Origin of the sequence: Microcystis sp. M31BS1 (genome assembly GCF_020245285.1) — a bacterium.
GTDB classification, from domain to species: domain Bacteria; phylum Cyanobacteriota; class Cyanobacteriia; order Cyanobacteriales; family Microcystaceae; genus Microcystis; species Microcystis panniformis.
In genome coordinates this window covers 1-16,840 of the sequence record NZ_JADBVE010000213.1, presented here as the reverse complement: position 1 = coordinate 16,840, position 16,840 = coordinate 1, and the positions used below count along the sequence as shown (strand labels likewise).

Annotated in this window: 19 protein-coding genes and 1 pseudogene; 10 read left to right on the top strand and 10 right to left on the bottom strand. The window is 41.5% G+C overall.

Going from position 1 to position 16,840, the window contains the following annotated elements; genetic code table 11:
* Together IM509_RS12610 and IM509_RS12605 are read right to left on the bottom strand one after the other, a co-directional pair.
* Positions 1-809: pseudogene (locus tag IM509_RS12610) on the bottom strand (RNA-guided endonuclease InsQ/TnpB family protein); the annotation flags it as partial.
* Positions 810-1,010: 201 nt separating this feature from the next.
* Positions 1,011-1,712: a DUF3120 domain-containing protein gene (locus tag IM509_RS12605; RefSeq protein WP_052276497.1), complete on the bottom strand. Its 702-nt coding sequence runs from the start codon at positions 1,710-1,712 to the stop codon at positions 1,011-1,013.
* Positions 1,713-1,875: 163 nt separating this feature from the next.
* Between IM509_RS12605 and IM509_RS12600 the strand changes: the two genes are divergently transcribed.
* Complete coding sequence (locus tag IM509_RS12600) at positions 1,876-2,544, top strand: hypothetical protein (protein ID WP_052276498.1); 669 nt, start codon at positions 1,876-1,878, stop codon at positions 2,542-2,544.
* A gap of 178 nt (positions 2,545-2,722) precedes the next feature.
* Here IM509_RS12600 and IM509_RS12595 read toward each other — a convergent pair whose 3' ends face one another.
* The 8 genes from IM509_RS12595 to IM509_RS12560 form a co-directional block, all read right to left on the bottom strand.
* Complete coding sequence (locus IM509_RS12595; RefSeq protein WP_052276499.1) at positions 2,723-3,484, bottom strand: sulfite exporter TauE/SafE family protein; 762 nt, start codon at positions 3,482-3,484, stop codon at positions 2,723-2,725.
* On the bottom strand, positions 3,485-4,036 hold the full coding sequence (locus tag IM509_RS12590; RefSeq protein WP_002763523.1) for a DUF2854 domain-containing protein: 552 nt from the start codon (positions 4,034-4,036) through the stop codon (positions 3,485-3,487).
* Positions 4,037-4,454: 418 nt separating this feature from the next.
* Positions 4,455-6,137: an alpha/beta hydrolase gene (locus IM509_RS12585; RefSeq protein ID WP_052276500.1), complete on the bottom strand. Its 1,683-nt coding sequence runs from the start codon at positions 6,135-6,137 to the stop codon at positions 4,455-4,457.
* A 61-nt stretch (positions 6,138-6,198) separates the two neighbouring features.
* Positions 6,199-7,434 (bottom strand): RNA-guided endonuclease TnpB family protein, encoded by a 1,236-nt coding sequence (locus tag IM509_RS12580; protein WP_052276501.1) that lies wholly within the window; start codon positions 7,432-7,434, stop codon positions 6,199-6,201.
* A 158-nt stretch (positions 7,435-7,592) separates the two neighbouring features.
* On the bottom strand, positions 7,593-9,782 hold the full coding sequence (locus tag IM509_RS12575) for a coiled-coil domain-containing protein (protein ID WP_052276502.1): 2,190 nt from the start codon (positions 9,780-9,782) through the stop codon (positions 7,593-7,595).
* Positions 9,783-9,814: 32 nt separating this feature from the next.
* On the bottom strand, positions 9,815-10,288 hold the full coding sequence (locus IM509_RS12570; protein ID WP_081417847.1) for a hypothetical protein: 474 nt from the start codon (positions 10,286-10,288) through the stop codon (positions 9,815-9,817).
* Positions 10,289-10,474: 186 nt separating this feature from the next.
* Positions 10,475-11,785: a mechanosensitive ion channel family protein gene (locus tag IM509_RS12565; RefSeq protein ID WP_052276504.1), complete on the bottom strand. Its 1,311-nt coding sequence runs from the start codon at positions 11,783-11,785 to the stop codon at positions 10,475-10,477.
* Between the two features lie 22 nt (positions 11,786-11,807).
* On the bottom strand, positions 11,808-13,079 hold the full coding sequence (locus IM509_RS12560; RefSeq protein WP_052276505.1) for a sugar ABC transporter substrate-binding protein: 1,272 nt from the start codon (positions 13,077-13,079) through the stop codon (positions 11,808-11,810).
* 352 nt (positions 13,080-13,431) lie between these two features.
* Here IM509_RS12560 and IM509_RS12555 point away from each other — a divergent pair, with 352 nt between their 5' ends.
* The 9 genes from IM509_RS12555 to IM509_RS12515 form a co-directional block, all read left to right on the top strand.
* Entirely contained in the window at positions 13,432-13,827 is a 396-nt protein-coding gene (locus IM509_RS12555; protein ID WP_260441268.1) for a hypothetical protein, read from the top strand.
* A gap of 33 nt (positions 13,828-13,860) precedes the next feature.
* The gene (locus IM509_RS12550) at positions 13,861-13,986 is read left to right on the top strand and encodes a hypothetical protein (RefSeq protein ID WP_255520593.1); all 126 of its coding nucleotides are present in this window, start codon (positions 13,861-13,863) and stop codon (positions 13,984-13,986) included.
* A 21-nt stretch (positions 13,987-14,007) separates the two neighbouring features.
* On the top strand, positions 14,008-14,211 hold the full coding sequence (locus IM509_RS12545; protein WP_185237365.1) for a hypothetical protein: 204 nt from the start codon (positions 14,008-14,010) through the stop codon (positions 14,209-14,211).
* On the top strand, positions 14,208-14,399 hold the full coding sequence (locus tag IM509_RS12540; RefSeq protein ID WP_002745088.1) for a type II toxin-antitoxin system HicA family toxin: 192 nt from the start codon (positions 14,208-14,210) through the stop codon (positions 14,397-14,399). Before IM509_RS12545 ends, IM509_RS12540 begins: the two co-directional genes overlap by 4 nt.
* A complete protein-coding gene (locus IM509_RS12535; protein ID WP_002745090.1) occupies positions 14,396-14,665 on the top strand; it encodes a type II toxin-antitoxin system HicB family antitoxin in 270 nt (89 codons plus the stop codon). The genes IM509_RS12540 and IM509_RS12535 overlap by 4 nt, the downstream gene beginning before the upstream one ends.
* Before the next feature lie 171 nt (positions 14,666-14,836).
* A complete protein-coding gene (locus tag IM509_RS12530; RefSeq protein ID WP_002786733.1) occupies positions 14,837-15,034 on the top strand; it encodes a hypothetical protein in 198 nt (65 codons plus the stop codon).
* Between the two features lie 3 nt (positions 15,035-15,037).
* A complete protein-coding gene (locus IM509_RS12525; RefSeq protein WP_052276506.1) occupies positions 15,038-15,304 on the top strand; it encodes a type II toxin-antitoxin system RelE family toxin in 267 nt (88 codons plus the stop codon).
* Positions 15,304-16,752 (top strand): NB-ARC domain-containing protein, encoded by a 1,449-nt coding sequence (locus IM509_RS12520; RefSeq protein ID WP_185237364.1) that lies wholly within the window; start codon positions 15,304-15,306, stop codon positions 16,750-16,752. Before IM509_RS12525 ends, IM509_RS12520 begins: the two co-directional genes overlap by 1 nt.
* Positions 16,739-16,840, top strand: a 102-nt coding sequence (locus IM509_RS12515) for an IS1/IS1595 family N-terminal zinc-binding domain-containing protein (protein WP_420372283.1), incomplete at its 3' end; no start/stop codon positions are given. The genes IM509_RS12520 and IM509_RS12515, both read left to right, overlap by 14 nt.

Genomic DNA, 16,840 nt, shown 5'->3' with positions numbered 1-16,840 from the left:
TGGACTAACGCCAAAGCGTCTTTAATTGCTTTGTCTTTACGTTGTCTTGATACTTTCAAGTGAAGTTTAGCTACTTTTATCCGTTGCTTGTGATAGTTTTTAGACTGTTTCTTTCCTTGACGAAATCGTTTTGATAATCTCATTTGTGCTTTTTTAAGTCGTTTTTCTGACTTGCTTAAATAACGTGGATTCTCTACAGTATTACCTTGAGCGTCGGTATAAAACTCTTTTAACCCTAAGTCAATTCCTGTTATTTGTCCCGTTGGTTCATGGTATTCTTGCCGTTCTCCGTCAATCAAAAACTGGCAATAATAACCGTCAGCACGTCTAACAACTCTTACCCGTCTAATCTGTTGCTCTGAATAATAAACTAAGGTTTTCTGACTACACCATCAATCAAATTCTCCTGCTTTAAAGCCATCAGTAAATCTGATTTTACGTCGATCATCTGATAGTTTGTAGCCCGTTAGTTTATACTCAACCGAACGGCTATGCTTTTTGAACCGAGGAAAACCTTTTTTTCCTGGTATCTTAGCATGACAATTCTGGTAAAATCGACTAATTGATTGCCAGGCTCTATCAGCAGCCGATTGACGAGCTTGAGAGTTTAATTTATTAACCCAAGGTGTCTCTTTATTATTAGCTAGTACCGCACAAAGTTTTTGAAGGTCATTACGGGTTGTTCCTTGATTGTCCATCCAATAACGAACACAAGAGTTACGCACAAACTGAGAAGTTCTGATAGCTTCATCAAGCTTCTGATATTGCTCTAGTGTCCCGTTTTTTAGCTTCGCTTCTACGACTAGCATTTAACAATCATCGACCATTGGATAGTTTAATTATAACACAGTTTACCCATAGATGGTAGTATTAAATCGATGCTCTGCGGTTTATTTTCTGGTCGGATTTCATCCCCCGCAAAGGTTGATGTCTTGTCGAAAAATTTAGCGGGGGCATTCATCCGACATTTTAGGTAAATAGGTGGAAACGGGAATTAGCTAGGAAAACCCTTAGGCCAGAGAAGCGGTAATCCAAAATAAACCATCGACTAAAATTGTACTCAATACGGCTCCGCTAAATGCCCACCAATGGCATACCCGTTTTTGCAAAGGATAGATACCGATCGCTAGGAGCAGGTTGAGCAGTACGATCGCCCAACTGATGCCCCAGGGGGTCTGAATTTGGGCCAAAGCGTTATGAAATATCGGCGATACTAGGTTGGCATCTAGTTCCACGGTCATTAATTGTCGCCAGTAGGGAATTAGTCCCGTTAGATAGAAATATAAGTCGGTGATGGCGGTTCCTAACAAAGAACCCAGATAGAAAAGATTGCCCACTTTGCCGCGACCTTTGCATAATCCCCAGAGAACAAAGGGCAGCCCGATCGCTTCCATGGGAATATGGAGCAAGGGTTCCCAACGCCACCAACCCCAGTACAGAGAACCGGCTAACCAACTCCAACTAAAGCCCAAAAGTAAATCTCCCCAAAGACTGATTTTTGCTTGTTTGAGCAGCCAAATCCCTAACCCCACCCAGAAAACGGTTAAACCTAGGCTAATTTCGGGATAGTAGCGCACTAGGGGCGCTTGTATGAACACGGGGACTGATACCAGAAATGCTGCTGTCCAAAAGACGGATTGACATTTTTCCCAGTTAGGGACTAGGGGTTTCAGGCGATTGGGATTGCTGGGGACTAGGGTAGAGTTGAGCAAAGGATTTCAGAATTGTTACAAAACTTTACTTATATTAAGATACATCATTCTCTCTCTACTATATCCCCCCTAGGGGGATTTGGGGAAATTAAAAAATTGTTTTTGGCAATGCCCTATCCTGTTAGAATCGAAACGACAGCAGCGATCGAGGAGTGCAAAAAATATGGCAGCGGGCGATGAAGAAAATCCGAGAATGCCCCTAGATAAAGTTATTTTTGTCATTGCTTGCGTCTATCTAGGTTGGGTGGTGGCATGGCTAATCAGTCAAAAAAATGCCCCTGTCTCTCAAAATGGCACGATTTCCCCAGAAGATCAAAAGTTTATCGCCTATCTGCAATCATCTCTGACTATTATCGATCGCCAAGGTGCAACTTCATCCCCCGATCCTGATCCTTCTCCTAAAAATAACCCTTCTCCGGTAGCCACGGTTCCACCACCACCCCCCGCTAATTTACCGGTTAATAATACTCCCCAGATCATAGAAAGAATTTACGTTCCCGTTTATCCCCAAACCCCTGAAACGGCTGCCAAAATTGCCCCGGTTACACCCGCAAATCCCGACATTTCCGCGCCACCATTACCGGCTGCCCCCCAAGTGCATCGGCCGACAGCAGCGGTTATTCCCACTAATAATCAGGTGAAAAATACCCTGGTGGGGGTGATGGATTTAGGCGATCGATCTTCAGCTTTATTTGATAATAAGGGGATAACGACGCGTATTTCTCCGGGGGAATTTATCAACGGTTGGACTTTAGTGGAAGTTGGTAGTCAACAGGTTATTTTGTCTCGCAACGGACAAACGAAAGTCTTAGAAGTGGGACAATCTTTTTAGGGTGAACTACCGGCTGGGCGAGATTGTCGGGGCTTCTGAACTCACGGGGGAATGCCTGAAGATAGACTTACGCCCACCTTGCGGATTTGGTATGACAGAGACAATTAGAACAGGTTTGAGAACTAGGAAAAAATCTATCAATCTCCATCAATAAAACACCTTATTGACAAACATTTTGTTAACGAAGAAAATAAACTGTAGCGATAATAATACTCAGAATTACTACAGTCCAGCGCAGATAACTAGGAGAGATAATTCTGGCTAGTTTTCCCCCCAATAAACCCCCAATTAAAGAGCCAATTGCTACCACTATCGCCGCCGACCAATCTACCTGATTAGAAAAGAGAAAAAACCAAGATGCCGCTACATTAACCACCAAAGAAAGCAACTGTTTTAAAGCATTTAATCTCGTGAGATTATCCTTGATAAATAAGCCCAAAATTGCTAACTCAATCACCCCTAAACCCGCCCCAAAATAACCACCATAAATTGAAGCGAGAGCGATGGGTAAAACCGCCAAAATTTCTGGGATATGACCATTTTCGTCCCCCTGTCGCCGCTGTAGCCAAGAGCGTAAAGTATCTTGAAAAGCCAATAAAGCCGCCGCTAAAAGAATCAGAAAAGGAATCAGGCGGTCAAACACTTGATCGCTGCTATTTAACAGCAAAATACCACCGATAATGCCGCCAATAACTGCCGATGGTAGTAATAACCTAATCCGTTTTTGTTGCCCGTGCAGGTCTTTTTTTTGGGCGAGAGTTGCCCCCAGATAACCGGGGCATAAAGCGACGGTATTAGTCACATTTGCCATCACTGGTGGGATACCCACCGCCATCAGCGTCGGAAAAGTAATCAGACTACCGCCACCGGCAAGAGCATTAATTAAGCCGGCAGCCACGGCAGCGATTGCTAGGAAGCCATACTGAATAGGCGTGAGCATTTAGGCGTTAGGGATAGTAATTAGGGCTAAATCAATTTTTTCCTCGTCAACTTGCTTAATTTCGGCTTTAATTCCTGGTCCAAAATATCTTTCGATTTTTTCCTGTTTTGCCAGCCACTTTTCTAGGGGTAAAAGGGGCGATTCAAATTCTAGGGTGAGACAATAGGCGGAATCAACAGCAGTTTCACGAATTGCCACTAAAGTCGGTCTTTCCTCGTCCGTGGGGCTTAATCCCAGCTTTTCTAGGGCTTCATCCAGATGCACTTCCTGTCCGTAGCGATAGCGGGTGACATCGTTGCGAAGTTTGGTTTGGGTGACAGTGGCCTGTTGTTGGCGCAATTGCAAGATTTCGGGGCTAGTGGGTTGACTGAAGGGTATAGGTTTGATTTCTGAAGCTTTTAGGGCTAAACCTCCCAATAATAACGGTAATCCGTAGAAAAACCCCGCTAAATTTACCGTGGCGTTACCTTGGGCATAACCGATGATCCCGATAACCGTTAAAATACTGCCTAAAATTAAGCCAAAGTATGATAGTCTAATTTTTCTGAGCATGAAATAATTTTTTTCTTGAGTACGCTAATCCTTTAGAGATTATACAACTCAAGAGAATCTTTTTTGCAGGGGGGCAGTGGGGAGATTTTTCCGTTATCAGTCATCAGTCATCAGTCATCAGTCATCAGTGAAAAGAAAACAACGAACTTGACACTTAATAAGTAAGTAATCTCAATTAACTGTTAGATAGTGGGACAGGCTTCTGGTTTTTTGTATTTTATCTTTAATTGTAACCAGCTACTTAGTTGATGATAGGTGATGCGTTAGGACGGATTGTTACCTTCAAGTCAAAACAGGAATTTTTGCCGTCTAACGCACCCTACGTTTTACTTAGTTGATGATAGGTGATGCGTTAGGACGGATTGTTACCTTCAAGTCAAAACAGGAATTTTTGCCGTCTAACGCACCCTACGTTTTACTATTGCCTATGTACTCGCAATTTTTCAATTAATTGAGATAATTTCTCGTCAGAAGCGGCAGTAATAAAGTCTAATTTAAACTTTTGTCCCTGACTGAGATATTCTGCATAGCTAGACAGAAGAAAAGGACGAAACTTTTCATTATTAGCAATATAAACTTCAAAAAAAGAGACCAATAAAGCTCCAGTATAATCCTCGATTAGATTTTGATTGGGTAAAGTGATATCGACCACAGACTCTAGGGTTTTTTGCATTCCTGCATCCAATTCCGTAAAATTTACATGAGCTTGTCCCTCCACCATGGCCAGATATTTATCCGGGGTTTTTAACCAAGTAAAAGGAATAGCCTGTTCAAAAATTGGATTAGCTGCCGGGTCATAACTTCCGGAACCCAAGAGGACGGGAATCGAGATTTTACTTAAACCTTTTTCCCCAAAAATACTGCGGTTAACGGGATTAGCTGCAAAAACAGCTGCGACTCGTTCATCGCGAAAATTATAGACCTGTCTAGGCAATTCTAGGGCGCGACATTCCAGTAAAATTGCGATATTAATCCCGGAATAAGGACGGTTACAATCTTTAGCAAGATTATCAAAATCTATTGACGCACCAGCAACAGCTAGAGATGTATAACCTCCAAAGGAATGACCCGCTACTCCCACATTAGTTAGGTTAAGTTTACCTTGAAATTGACTAGCATTTCGTCTGGCTAATTCATCGATGACAAAGCTAATATCTTTGGGTCGATTAATAAACTCATTGCCATCAAAAATATTGCGATAATATCCCCCTAACATTCCTTGCAGGTATTTGATATCACTGCCGGGGTGTTGCGGTGCCGCTACTAAAAACCCGTAGGAGGCTAGATGTTCGATTGCTTGGGCATAATCTTCCGGTCGCGAGGCTAATCCGTGGGAAAAAATAATTACAGGTGTTTTACCGTCTCGGAAAGTTTGCGGGATATAAACATTGACATATAAACTGCGATTGCGACTACTATCGGTTAGGTTCCAAACTTCTTTTTTTACCTGAAAGCTACCGCGCTGACGCAAATCGGGTAAACTGGCATAATTAATCGCTGGTTTAACGGCAGCGGCTTCCTCGGCCGTCCAGAGGTGCATATCTTTAATAAATATTTCCGCCACATAAACCGCATAATCGATGGTTTTAGCTAATCCGAGGATTTCTTCCCCCTGTAACTGGATATTATTGGGGAATTTTTTCAGCACATTTAAAAGGGTTAATCCTCCCGGATCGAAAGCGGCACTAACAATCGCACCCCGCAGAGCATATTTACCATTAATTCCCCCTTCAATGGTGATGCCTTTGCCCAAACGAAAGAGCATATCAGCACCCATCACACTATTAAAAAAACGAGATAGTAAAATGGGATCGATGTCAATCTTTGTTAATAAAGCCTCACGAAACTTCTCTCTTGCTTCGGGAGTTGCTCTGGACAGAAATCTTTTTAAATTAGCGTCGATTTTTCCTTCTTTAGCAAAGGTTTCTAGGGATGCTACCGATACGGAAAAGACGAGGGGAGTATAGACAAATTCAATTTCTTCGGCGGCTTTTAGGGGTAAAGCGGTCATACCCGCGGCGAAAAGACCTAGGAGAAAAGCTCGCAGCCGACGGGTGGGATTATTTCTGGGAAAACGACCTGGTAAACTATGGCTAATCATGCGGTTTTTGGCTAGGGTAAATGACAATAAGTGAACTACTCTCAAGGTCGTTGAGAGCTTCCTATTTCACAGGGGATTGCCTCAAGACAGACTTACGCCCAGCTTTTGGTCTGACATCCCCTCTATAGGCAGTATCGCTAGTTCCTAACGACAATATCCGTAAGCTTTCATCTCGAATATTTATTGCCGCATTTATGTCCCGGTCATAAGTTGTCTGACAATGTTCACAAGTCCATATTCTCATATCAAGGGATAAACTACCCACTTGATTTAGACAGACATGACAAGTCTTAGAACTAGGGAAAAACCTATCAACTTCGATATAGGTTTTTCCTTGCCATTCTGCCTTGTATTTAAGCATTGTACAAAACATTACCCAACTACAATCACTAATAGCCTTAGCTAAATTATGATTGCGTACCATGGCTTTAACATTGAGGTTTTCTACAGCAATAACTTGGTTTTCGTTAACTATCTTACGGGATAGCTTGTGGAGAAAATCCTCACGACATCTTGAGATTTTAGAGTGAACTTTAGCTACTTTACGTCTAGCTTTTTGACGGTTGTTACTTCCCTCCTTTTTACGCGATAGCTTTTGTTGTTTCCTTTTTAGATTGCGTTGATGTTTAGCAAAATGTTTAGGATTATCATATTTACTACCATTGCTGGTAATAGCAAAATGATTAAGTCCTAAATCAATTCCTATGGCTTTTCCATCTATCCCCCCGTCTTCGTCACCACCCTGATTAAGGGTAGCTCCCCCCGCCTTCGGCACCCCCCTTATCAAGGGGGGCAGGGGAGATTGTCCATCATCAACTAAAATAGAAGCGTAGTATTTACCGTCTGGGTTTTTTGAGATAGTAACGGTTTTAATTGTTCCTGCAAATTCCCGATGACGAACACAATAAACTAAGCCAACTTTACCCGGTAATTTGAGGTAGTCACCTTCAAATTTGACCTTAGCTGGATAGCTAATTGATTGTTTACCATGTTTAGATTTGAATCTTGGTAATCTAGCTCGTTTCTCAAAGAAATTTTGATAAGCTTGCGATAAGTTCAAAGCAACAACCTGTAAGCACTGGGAATAAGCATCTGTCAACCACTCATATTCTTTTTTGAGACTGGGCAATAGTCCTTGAATATAGTTTCGTGTCAGTCCTTTTCCCGTGGTTTTATAGGTTTCTTGGCATAAATTCAGGGAATAATTCCAAAACCAACGACAACAGCCAAAGCTTTTAGCTAAGGCTATTTCTTGCTCGGTATTAGGCTTAAGTCTGAATTTGTACGCTTTGTACATAAGAGTTATCAAGAAACTATAACTATGATAACATGGTTTTTGAGAATTGTCTATATGTTGGTCAGTATTCTTGAGGGGAACCCTGGGGCGAATTACTTCGCCCCTTGAAAAGCCCCGTCCCATCGCACTAAGCGCGAGGGACGAATGCTGACACTAAGTTAAAAGTGAAAAGTGGCGGCGAGAAAGGGTCCGTTAAAGTTTTCCGTAAAACCGAATGCGTTATCGCCACTACCGTTTTTATACTCGATCCCGTAGAAACGATAGGCGAATTGCAGGGAAATTTGGCGATTCACCCACCAATCGACTCCGAAGAGGAGGTTCCAGCTTAGATCTGTATCGCCGGCCAGCCCGAAACCGGAAGCGTCTCCCCGAATCCATAAAGTGATCGGATCGGACACCTGTACCCCAAATTTCCCGCCGAGGAGCGGTTCAAACCAAGTTCTCCCCTGACTGAAGGTTTGTTGGAAGGTTTGGCTGAAGTTGACGAGGGGACTGGATAGCTGTACGGTAAGCGTTTCCTCGATATCGATGCTGATACTATTGAGACGAAGGCCCGCATAGGGCTGGAACCAAATTAAGGGAAAAGAGCGATTAGAGGGTTTTTCGGGCAGTTCGTGGCTGATCGGAGCGCCGATGTGGTAACTGACGGCGAAATCGTAGATGCCCTGATCGAATTGTAGGTTTGTTTCCGAATCCGCTTCGAGTTGCTGTAATTGGCGATTGTCGGCGAATTCTTGTACCTGTTGCATTGTTTGTTCTAGTTGTTCGAGCGATTCTCGGGCGTTCTGAATTTCTTGTTCGAGTCGTTGCAGGGGTTCGCTATCTTTTAGCTCCCGTAACTCTTGGAGTTTCGCTTGCAGTTGTTGCAGGGGTTCGCTATCTTTTAACTGCTGTAGCTCCTGAACTTTCGCTTGCAGTTGTTGGAGGATTTCGCTATCTTTAGTCTGCCGCAACTCCTCAATCTTCCCTTGCAGTTGTTGCAGGGGTTCCCTATCTTTTAACTGCTGTAGCTCTTGAATCTTCCCTTGCAGTTGTTGCAGGGGTTCGCTATCTTTTAACCCCCGCAATTCTTGAATTTTTTCCTGCCCTCTAGCCAGTGCTTCCTGTATTTGCGAGAGCTTTTCTTGAAAATCCTTCAAATTTCCTAGCCGATCGCTAAAGGCAGGATCGCGGGGTAATTCTGCTATTTTCTTCTCTAAATCCCGGAGATCTCGAATATCGATATTATCCCGAATCTCACCTATATCCACCTCGGGGAGAGTCTGAATTTTTACGACCATTTCTTGTAAAGTATTCTGGCGTTCGGCCAATTGTCCTTGAAGGCTGTCAAGAGCCTGTTTAAATTCGTTTAGGCGCTCGGCTTTTCGCTCGACCTCTTGCCGCACCTCCAGTCGAATTTCTGCGAGGGTCGTCTTTAGTTCCTGCGCCTGCTCGATTTTCGGAACGATCTCTTGCTGGAAACGTTGCCGAGCGTTATCGATCGCCGTTTCCAGTTCCTGTAATTGTTCCTCCCGAAGGGCGACTTCTTGCCGTATCTGATCGCGCAATTCTTGGGCTGCCGCCGGTAATTGGCTTAATTGTTCGGTTTTTAGGGCTATATCCTGTCGTAAGGCTCGAATTTTGTCTCCTGCCTCTTGAAAGCTCCCCTCTTCTTTTAATCCTTGTATCCGATCGACCGACTGGGAGATGCCTTCGAGTCCATTGATCGCTTTTTGAATTCTCTGGTTGGCATCCCGACTCAGCAACCAATTCAAGGAGTTGATAAAATTCGGCTCTCGAACCCTTGTCTTCTGGAGGTTGATCACGTTTCTCAAGCTGGCGTAATAACCGTCGAAAATCAAACCGAAACGACCGTTCCAGGCTTCCACGCGCGCGCTACCCGTCACCCGGAGCGATTGTAATACTTCCCCGAGATCGAGATGATAGTTGACGGTACGTCCCCGGGCCGTTGCGGTTCCGTAGGTATTGATCGGAATGGTCGCGTAGGGCTGAAATTTAATCTGCCAACCTCGATCCTCTTGGCCTTGGGGAGCGGGATTTTCCGGTGCGTTCGGGGTCCGAGCCGGGGTGGGTTCTGTGGGAGGAGAGGCTGGCAAAACGGGCGCTCCTACTCCCGCCAGATCCTTGGCACAGGCACTGTCGGGTAATTCCTCGGTTCGGGTTTCCCCCTCGAATACCAAGGGGGCGACCCTATTGGTCAAGGGGGTAAAACCCTCACAGAAGGAAGGGGCAACGGTCAGGGGAGCGATCGCTTTCCCGTCATCTATCGCTTCGGCGAGAACACTGGGGACAGGAAACGATAAACCGAGCAAAGTCCAGATCAGCAGGCGGCATGGCGAGAATCCCATAATTTTTCACTCCTCACTATTAAAAAAACGCTCTAGCGGTAGCAGCCGACAACAGTTACCGTGTAGGTCTTGCCGAAATGGTTGACACCACCGATAAAAAGATTGACTTGATAGGGTTCATCGTTGGGTTCCGGTGTGGCGGTAATAGTCAGGGGTTTACCCGGGTCGATCCGTACATCTTGTTGGTTAAAAAACTGTCCCGTGGTTTGATCGCTGTACTTGAGGTACATCTGAATATCGAAGGAACCACCCTCATCCGAGGATATAGTGGCCACGAATTTTTGCCAGTTGCGATCGCTCGGAACCGCCCAATCGGTATTCCAGTTATTGCGAGTGATATCGACACCGAACACAGTAGGAACGGTCGGTTGAGAAACGGTCTTGGTTACTTGGTTTCCTTGACCACCGATCAAAGGTATCGGGACGCAGGTTTCTGAGGCACTAAGGGGCAAATTTAAGGCAAGGACAAGCGATAAAGTACCAAGCCAAGTAGGACGAAAAAGCATCAGCAAAACCTCGATAAATTAATCTGGGAGATTTTGATTCTATATGATTGAGTATCTCTGAATATACTATCTTATGTCAAGACATTAACTATTAATAAAAAACAATAAATACATGGATTTAATAAGTGGAATTGATATATCTTCAGATGAAAATAATCAGCTAGGGTTTTTGACCAGAATAAATTGCTAATCATTGCGAATGTGAATATTTTGTTGCGGGAAGGGAATCTCGATACCCTGTTGAGTAAACTTGGCGAGAATAGCACAATTAATATCACTAATTACTCGCTTTTTTCTGTTGACATCATCCAACCAGAACTTTAATTCAAAGTTTAAACTAGAATCACCAAAATTAAGAAAAAATGCTACTGGTTGCGGGTTTTTAAGTATGTGAGGATGTTGATCAGCAATGTCTAGCAATAAATTCATCACCTGTTGTGCGTTAGAGTTATAACCAACTCCGATAACAATTGAACAATAAATCAAGTTATCACTACCCGTATAGGTGGTGACATCCTCAGTAAAAAACTTTTGATTGGGGATAATTTTTTCAGAATTATCCGTGAGGATTTGCACTGTTGTCGCTCGAATACCTAGCTTTTTTACCTGAGAAGTTTGCCCTTCAATATTAATGATATCACCGGGTTTGAGAACTTTTTCAAATAATAGTAAAATACCGCTAATAAAATTACTGACTACTTGCTGCATACCGAAACCAATACCCACCGATAAACCGCCAGTAATTGCCGCTATTGCCGTGGCATTAACTCCCACATAACCCAAGATGAGAATAAAACCTAAGACAATGAAAAAATAACGTCCTAAAAGTAAAGTTGCTTCAATTTCACCGCGACTAGCTTGCTGATTTAAATTAGTAATACTCAGAATTATACTTTCTATAAGAATAACAATAATTACCAGAAAATAGGGAGCTATTATCAAAATAAATATGCTTCTCAATGTGATCGGACTATTAAATAAATTAAAGGGAGATACTTGAGCAATTTCCTGAATATTATTGTAGAAACTAATAATTGTTCTCAGGAGTAATAATAGCAATAAAGGTGCTAAAAGCCGCAAATGATAATATTTAATTGTCTTGACGGAAAACTTGGCGTATAATCCAGCTAATAAACCACGATAAACTAAATAAAACCACATTAATTTTATGCATAAACTAATCATTCCTCTTGTCCAGTTTTGACCGAAAAAAATTAGATAACTTAAGTCAAGTAAAATTAGGCTAATAACTGGAAAATTAAGAAACTGTATCAGGATAGCAAAATATTGACGGATGGTTAATTTTTTATCACTATGGATAAAAGTGGTGACGTGAGGAAATCTTTTTTCTAAGTAAGACCATAACCATTTTGATAATAACCAAGCAAGAATTAAAGACAGAAAAATGATCGTTAATTGATTTTGAACATTTCTGCGTCCTAAAAATAATAATTGGTTAGCAATTATCTCCGAAAGAGAGGGGATATTGTTGTTCATGTTAATTTATTTTCCCGACTTCTTAATCAAGACCTGATTGAATATAAAGTGTCAGTTTTTCGGCCGCTGCTGAGGAAGATATTTCTCCAGCGATCGCTCTTTCATACCAAAATTCTCCTTGTTCTAAAATTTGATTCGACTTTTCCCAATCATCCAGAGGAACTGCCACGACATTTTGAGATTGTTGTAATAATACCGATTCGATCGGTAGTAATTTTCCTTCGATCTGCACCCGTCGATTAGTGGGAATAAAACTTTCTGTTTGGGTGATTGCTTGTAATTGTTGTTCGGGATTAGTGAGAAATTTTCCTAAAGCTAATCCCAAACGATTTTCATTATCACTATTATTGCGATTAAATACCATCACCCGTGTATAGAGAATTGGTGCTGCTTTACCTTGAGTTTCTTGGGGAAGTAAAGCGACTCTGAGATCATCTTGTAGACTGTTTTTTAAATCGGCAATTTCAATAGAACTACACACATAATAGGTTAAGCGGCCTCTAGCAAAAGCATCATGGAGTAATTCCCGTTGACGATTGAGGATAAAATTAGGCTGTGAAGCAGCAAATTTTAGCCATTCTAGCCATTTTGCCCAACCATATAGGCGAGGTTGCAGCCTGCCTTGATCATCCCACAAATAGCCGCCAAAAATTGCCATTCCCCAAAAAGTATCTTCAAAAGAGGAAACTATCCCCACAGAATAACCTTTGCGCGCACGTTCCACTAATCCCTCTAAACTGGTGGGAGGTTGCTTTAGCTCCGGATCGGGACTAACTTGTAATTTTTTTTGATTATAACACAGTACATTGGTACGAGAACCTAAGGGAATGCCATAGATTTTTCCTTGATAGCTAACTTGTTTCAGGGTTGGAGGATAATAAATAGATAAATCTAGATTTTTCTGGTCAATTTCCTCCAGTATTCCTTGAGATACTAATCTGGGTATATTTCTCGAAAAAATTAGAATAACACTCGCACCCAATCCGCTTTGAGATTGTTTAAAAAAACGTTCGGGTATCTCATCGACAGGAATAGCTTGTTCGAGAATTGTCACTTGCGGATTTAATTTTTCAAACTCTTGCAACCCGAGACCTAGTACTTCAGTTAAATTTCCCTCTTCTGGATACCAAACCGAGAGAGTTCCCTGCAGTTGCTCCGATGATTGAGTAGGAAGATCACTAAAACAAGCATAAAGAAAAATTGGCATCAAGATAAAAAGCAATAGGAGCGATATAATTCCCCTTATTTTTTTACTTCTCCAAGCAGTTTTAACTCTGAGCATTAGGGATTGCATCGATCGTGATCCTTCAAAAATATTGCCATAGATCCATAGTACATGAAAAGGTGACTAATAATCCTCATCAGAAAAATAATTAACATGATCTTTTGTCAAGAGCCACCAGTATAGCAACAATCCCAGTTAAAAATTTGTGCGAGTTAAACTGCTGACCTATCTAAATTATCCGTTAAGACCAGATGAGGGCAGGGAAAGAGACAGTTTCCTAGTTGGTTTTATAACACTATAACACCCAGTTTAAATGGGTAACATCTTAGGGAAGCTGTGCTTAGTATGAGTGAGATTTATGTTATTAATAATTATGTCATGACGAGAGAGTGATACCTGCATTAACTTTACTGTATCAACCATGACCCCACCGCAGCAATTTTTACTATATAATCATGGTATAAGAAACCAGCACCCCAAATATTGTATTTCAACCCAAACACCAAAGGAGTTAAATATGACTGAACCTTTAAGCGCGATTGTGTTGGTAACGTTGGCAATCCAGGAGTTTGTTAAATCAGGTACAGGAGATTTGGCCAAGCGTTTTACGGCGGAGGCTGTGGCGAAAATTCCTGTATTATGGGGAAAGATTAGGGATCGGTTAACGGGAAAATCGCTCAAGGTCAATGAAGCATTAGCTAAATTGGAAAGTGGGGACAGTACGGTCATTGAAACTATCACTAAAAATTTGGATGTGATTTTAGACGAAGATTCTCTTTTTGCTGAAGAGTTACGAATTTGGGGACAGGAAATTTAAGCAGGGAGAATCAGCCAAATTGGTTTAGATAACTTGGAAGCGGGAGAAATAGATGCTGAAATTGAGCAACCGGTAAAACGAAAAACAAAGACTAAAACAGAACAAGTTGGTACAACAGGGGTAAGAGTTACAGAAAAAGCAACTATTAAAATTAACTAAAAGATTGATTAGGAGAGAAAAATGTTAGAAGATCAAACCCAAGCACTCAAGCCTATTGTTAAAGAGGTTCTGCATGAGTTATTATTGCAGAAACGGGAAACTTTAACAGATGTAATTTATGAAATGATAGAGGATATGGTTCTAGCCAAAGCAATAGAGGAAGGTCTTGACGATGAAAATGTCAGTCGAGAAGAAATTTTTGGGTTACATCGAGTAAGTTTATGACTACGAAGATTCGGGATGTCATTAAATTATTAGAAAAAGATGGCTGGTTTCTCGTTAATACAGTCGGTAGTCATCGCCAATATGAGCATCCAACAAAAAGGGGAAAGGTGACTGTTGCTGGCAAATTAAGTGATGATGTTCGTAAAGGAACTTTAGCTAGTATTCTTAAACAAGCAGGGTTAAAATGATCGACAAATATCTAATTGTTCTCGAAAAAAGTGAGACGGGATTTTCAGCTTATTCACCCGATGTATTGGGTTGTGTAGCAACAGGTGCGACTCTAGAAGAAACAACGGAGCAAATGCGATCAGCTTTGGCTTTGCATTTGGCAGATGTTGAAAACTTGCCCCAACCGCGAGGGATTGATGCTTATTTAGAAGCTTTGCGAGATTCGGAAGGAGAAGCATTTTTTCTAACTCATATTCCCATAGATCAAGTGTTAGTTAAATCTTAGTTTTATTAAGGAAAATGAACGACAAACTTTAGCAAACTGGAATTAAAGCTTTTACTTTAATATGATCAAAGATCAAGTACAGGAACCAGAAGCCTGTTCCACGGGGTAGGCATTTTGTTATTTCACAGGCTATAATCTTATTAAAGATAAAACACAGATTAGGAGACAAAAATGTTAGAAGATCAAGCCCAAGCACTCAAGCCTATTGTTAAAGAGGTTCTGCATGAGTTATTATTGCAAGAACGGGAAACTTTAACAGACGTAATTTATGAAGTGATAGAGGATATGGCTCTAGCCAAAGCAATAGAAGAAGGTCTTCATGATGAAAATGTCAGTCGAGAAGAAATTTTTTCTTTATTAGCAGAGTAAATCATGCAAGTTGAATTTCGTCGCCTTTTTTTTCGAGATTTAGGCGCTATCAAAGATCGTAAGCTACGACAACGAATTGAAGCTGTCATTGCGGAGGTAGAAGCGGCCAATAATCTAGCTGAGTTAAGAAATATCAAAGCTATTGAAGGCCACCCCAGTTACTATCGGCTAAGAATAGGAGATTACCGCATAGGTATTTATGTTGAGGAGAATATGATTGCTTTTGTCCGAGTTGTACACCGTAAAGAAATGTACCGTTATTTTCCCTAATGAATAATCCATTTAAGCAAACTGGAATTAAAGCTTCTACTTTTGGCGATAATGCTCAGATTTCCATTGAGCAGAAAATAATTTTGCCATCTGTACCAAAACAGGTTAAAGAAAACCCGCACAATTTACCCAATAGTGGGGTCGAGAAATTTGTTGGACGTGATGAAGTTTTAAGCCAATTAGCAACCCAATTACAGGAAGCTAACCGCGTGGCGATTTCGACGTTGACGGGTATGAGTGGTGTTGGTAAATCGGAATTAGCGTTATGGTATAGTTGGCAAGAATGGCACAAAAAGACTTATCTAGGGGGGATTCTTTGGTTAAATGTAGCAGAAAGCGATCCGGGTTTGAGTATTTTAACTTTTGCTCAGATTCATTTAGGATTAATTTTACCGACAGAAGGCGAATTGGTAGAGCGGATTCGTTTTTGTTGGCATAATTGGTTCAAAAATGAGCAGGATCAAGCCTTAATTATTTTTGATGATGTGCGTCGCTATAAACAAATAAAAGACTATTTACCGCCTCAAGGAGAAAAGCGGTTTAAGGTGATTATTACGACTCGTAATGAACAGATTGCTCGTAATTTTAACCCGATTGATTTAGAAGTGTTAAGTCCTGATGCGGCGGTAGAATTGTTGGCTGTCTTTTTACCCAATGCGGTAGTAAATAATCCAGAAAAAGCCAGAGAATTAGTCAAATGGTTGGGGTATTTACCGTTAGGGATTGAGTTGGTGGGACGCTATGGACAGTATATGAGTTGTGACTTAACAAAACTTTTATCACAGTTACAGGCGCAAAAATTAAAGGATGAGAGTTTACAATTTCCCCAAAATGCTTTTATGACGGCTCAAAGGGAGGTAGCAGCGGCGTTTGAGTTGAGTTGGGGGGAGTTGAGTGAGAGTTCTCGATTAGCAGGAGAATGGCTCAGTTTGTTTGCGGAAAGTCGGATTAATGAAAAGTTAATTTTGTCTTTGTTTGAGGAGAGATACCCCCAACCCCAACCCTTAAAAAGGGGAGCTATAGAGAGATATTTTCCGACATTTTCACGCTGGTTTGGTCTATCTAAATCGGTTTCTGCGTCTATTGATCCGCCTGATTTACCGATACCGACTAGGACTGATTTACGACATTTGGTAAATTTAAACTTGCTAAATGATGTTGATAATCAGAACTATGACTTGCATACTTTAATTCGGATGTATTTGCGCGATAAGTTAGAAGCATCGGCGTTTAAGGAGGAAGCAAAGCGAGCCTATTGTCAGGTGATGGTTGGGATTGCGAAAACTATTAAGAGGACTTTGACCTTAAAAGACATTGATAACTTGGAGCCGGATATTGAGCATCTAAAAGTTGTTGCAGAGGAATTAGATCAATGGTTAGATAATGAAGATTTAACGGCGTTGCATAATAGAGATATGAATGGAGGAAATCAAAATGCAATGCCCTGAATGTAAATCTACCCATATCCGTAAAAATGGCATCAATAAACAAGGTAAACAAAATCATATTTGTGTAACCTGTGGCCGTCAATTTATT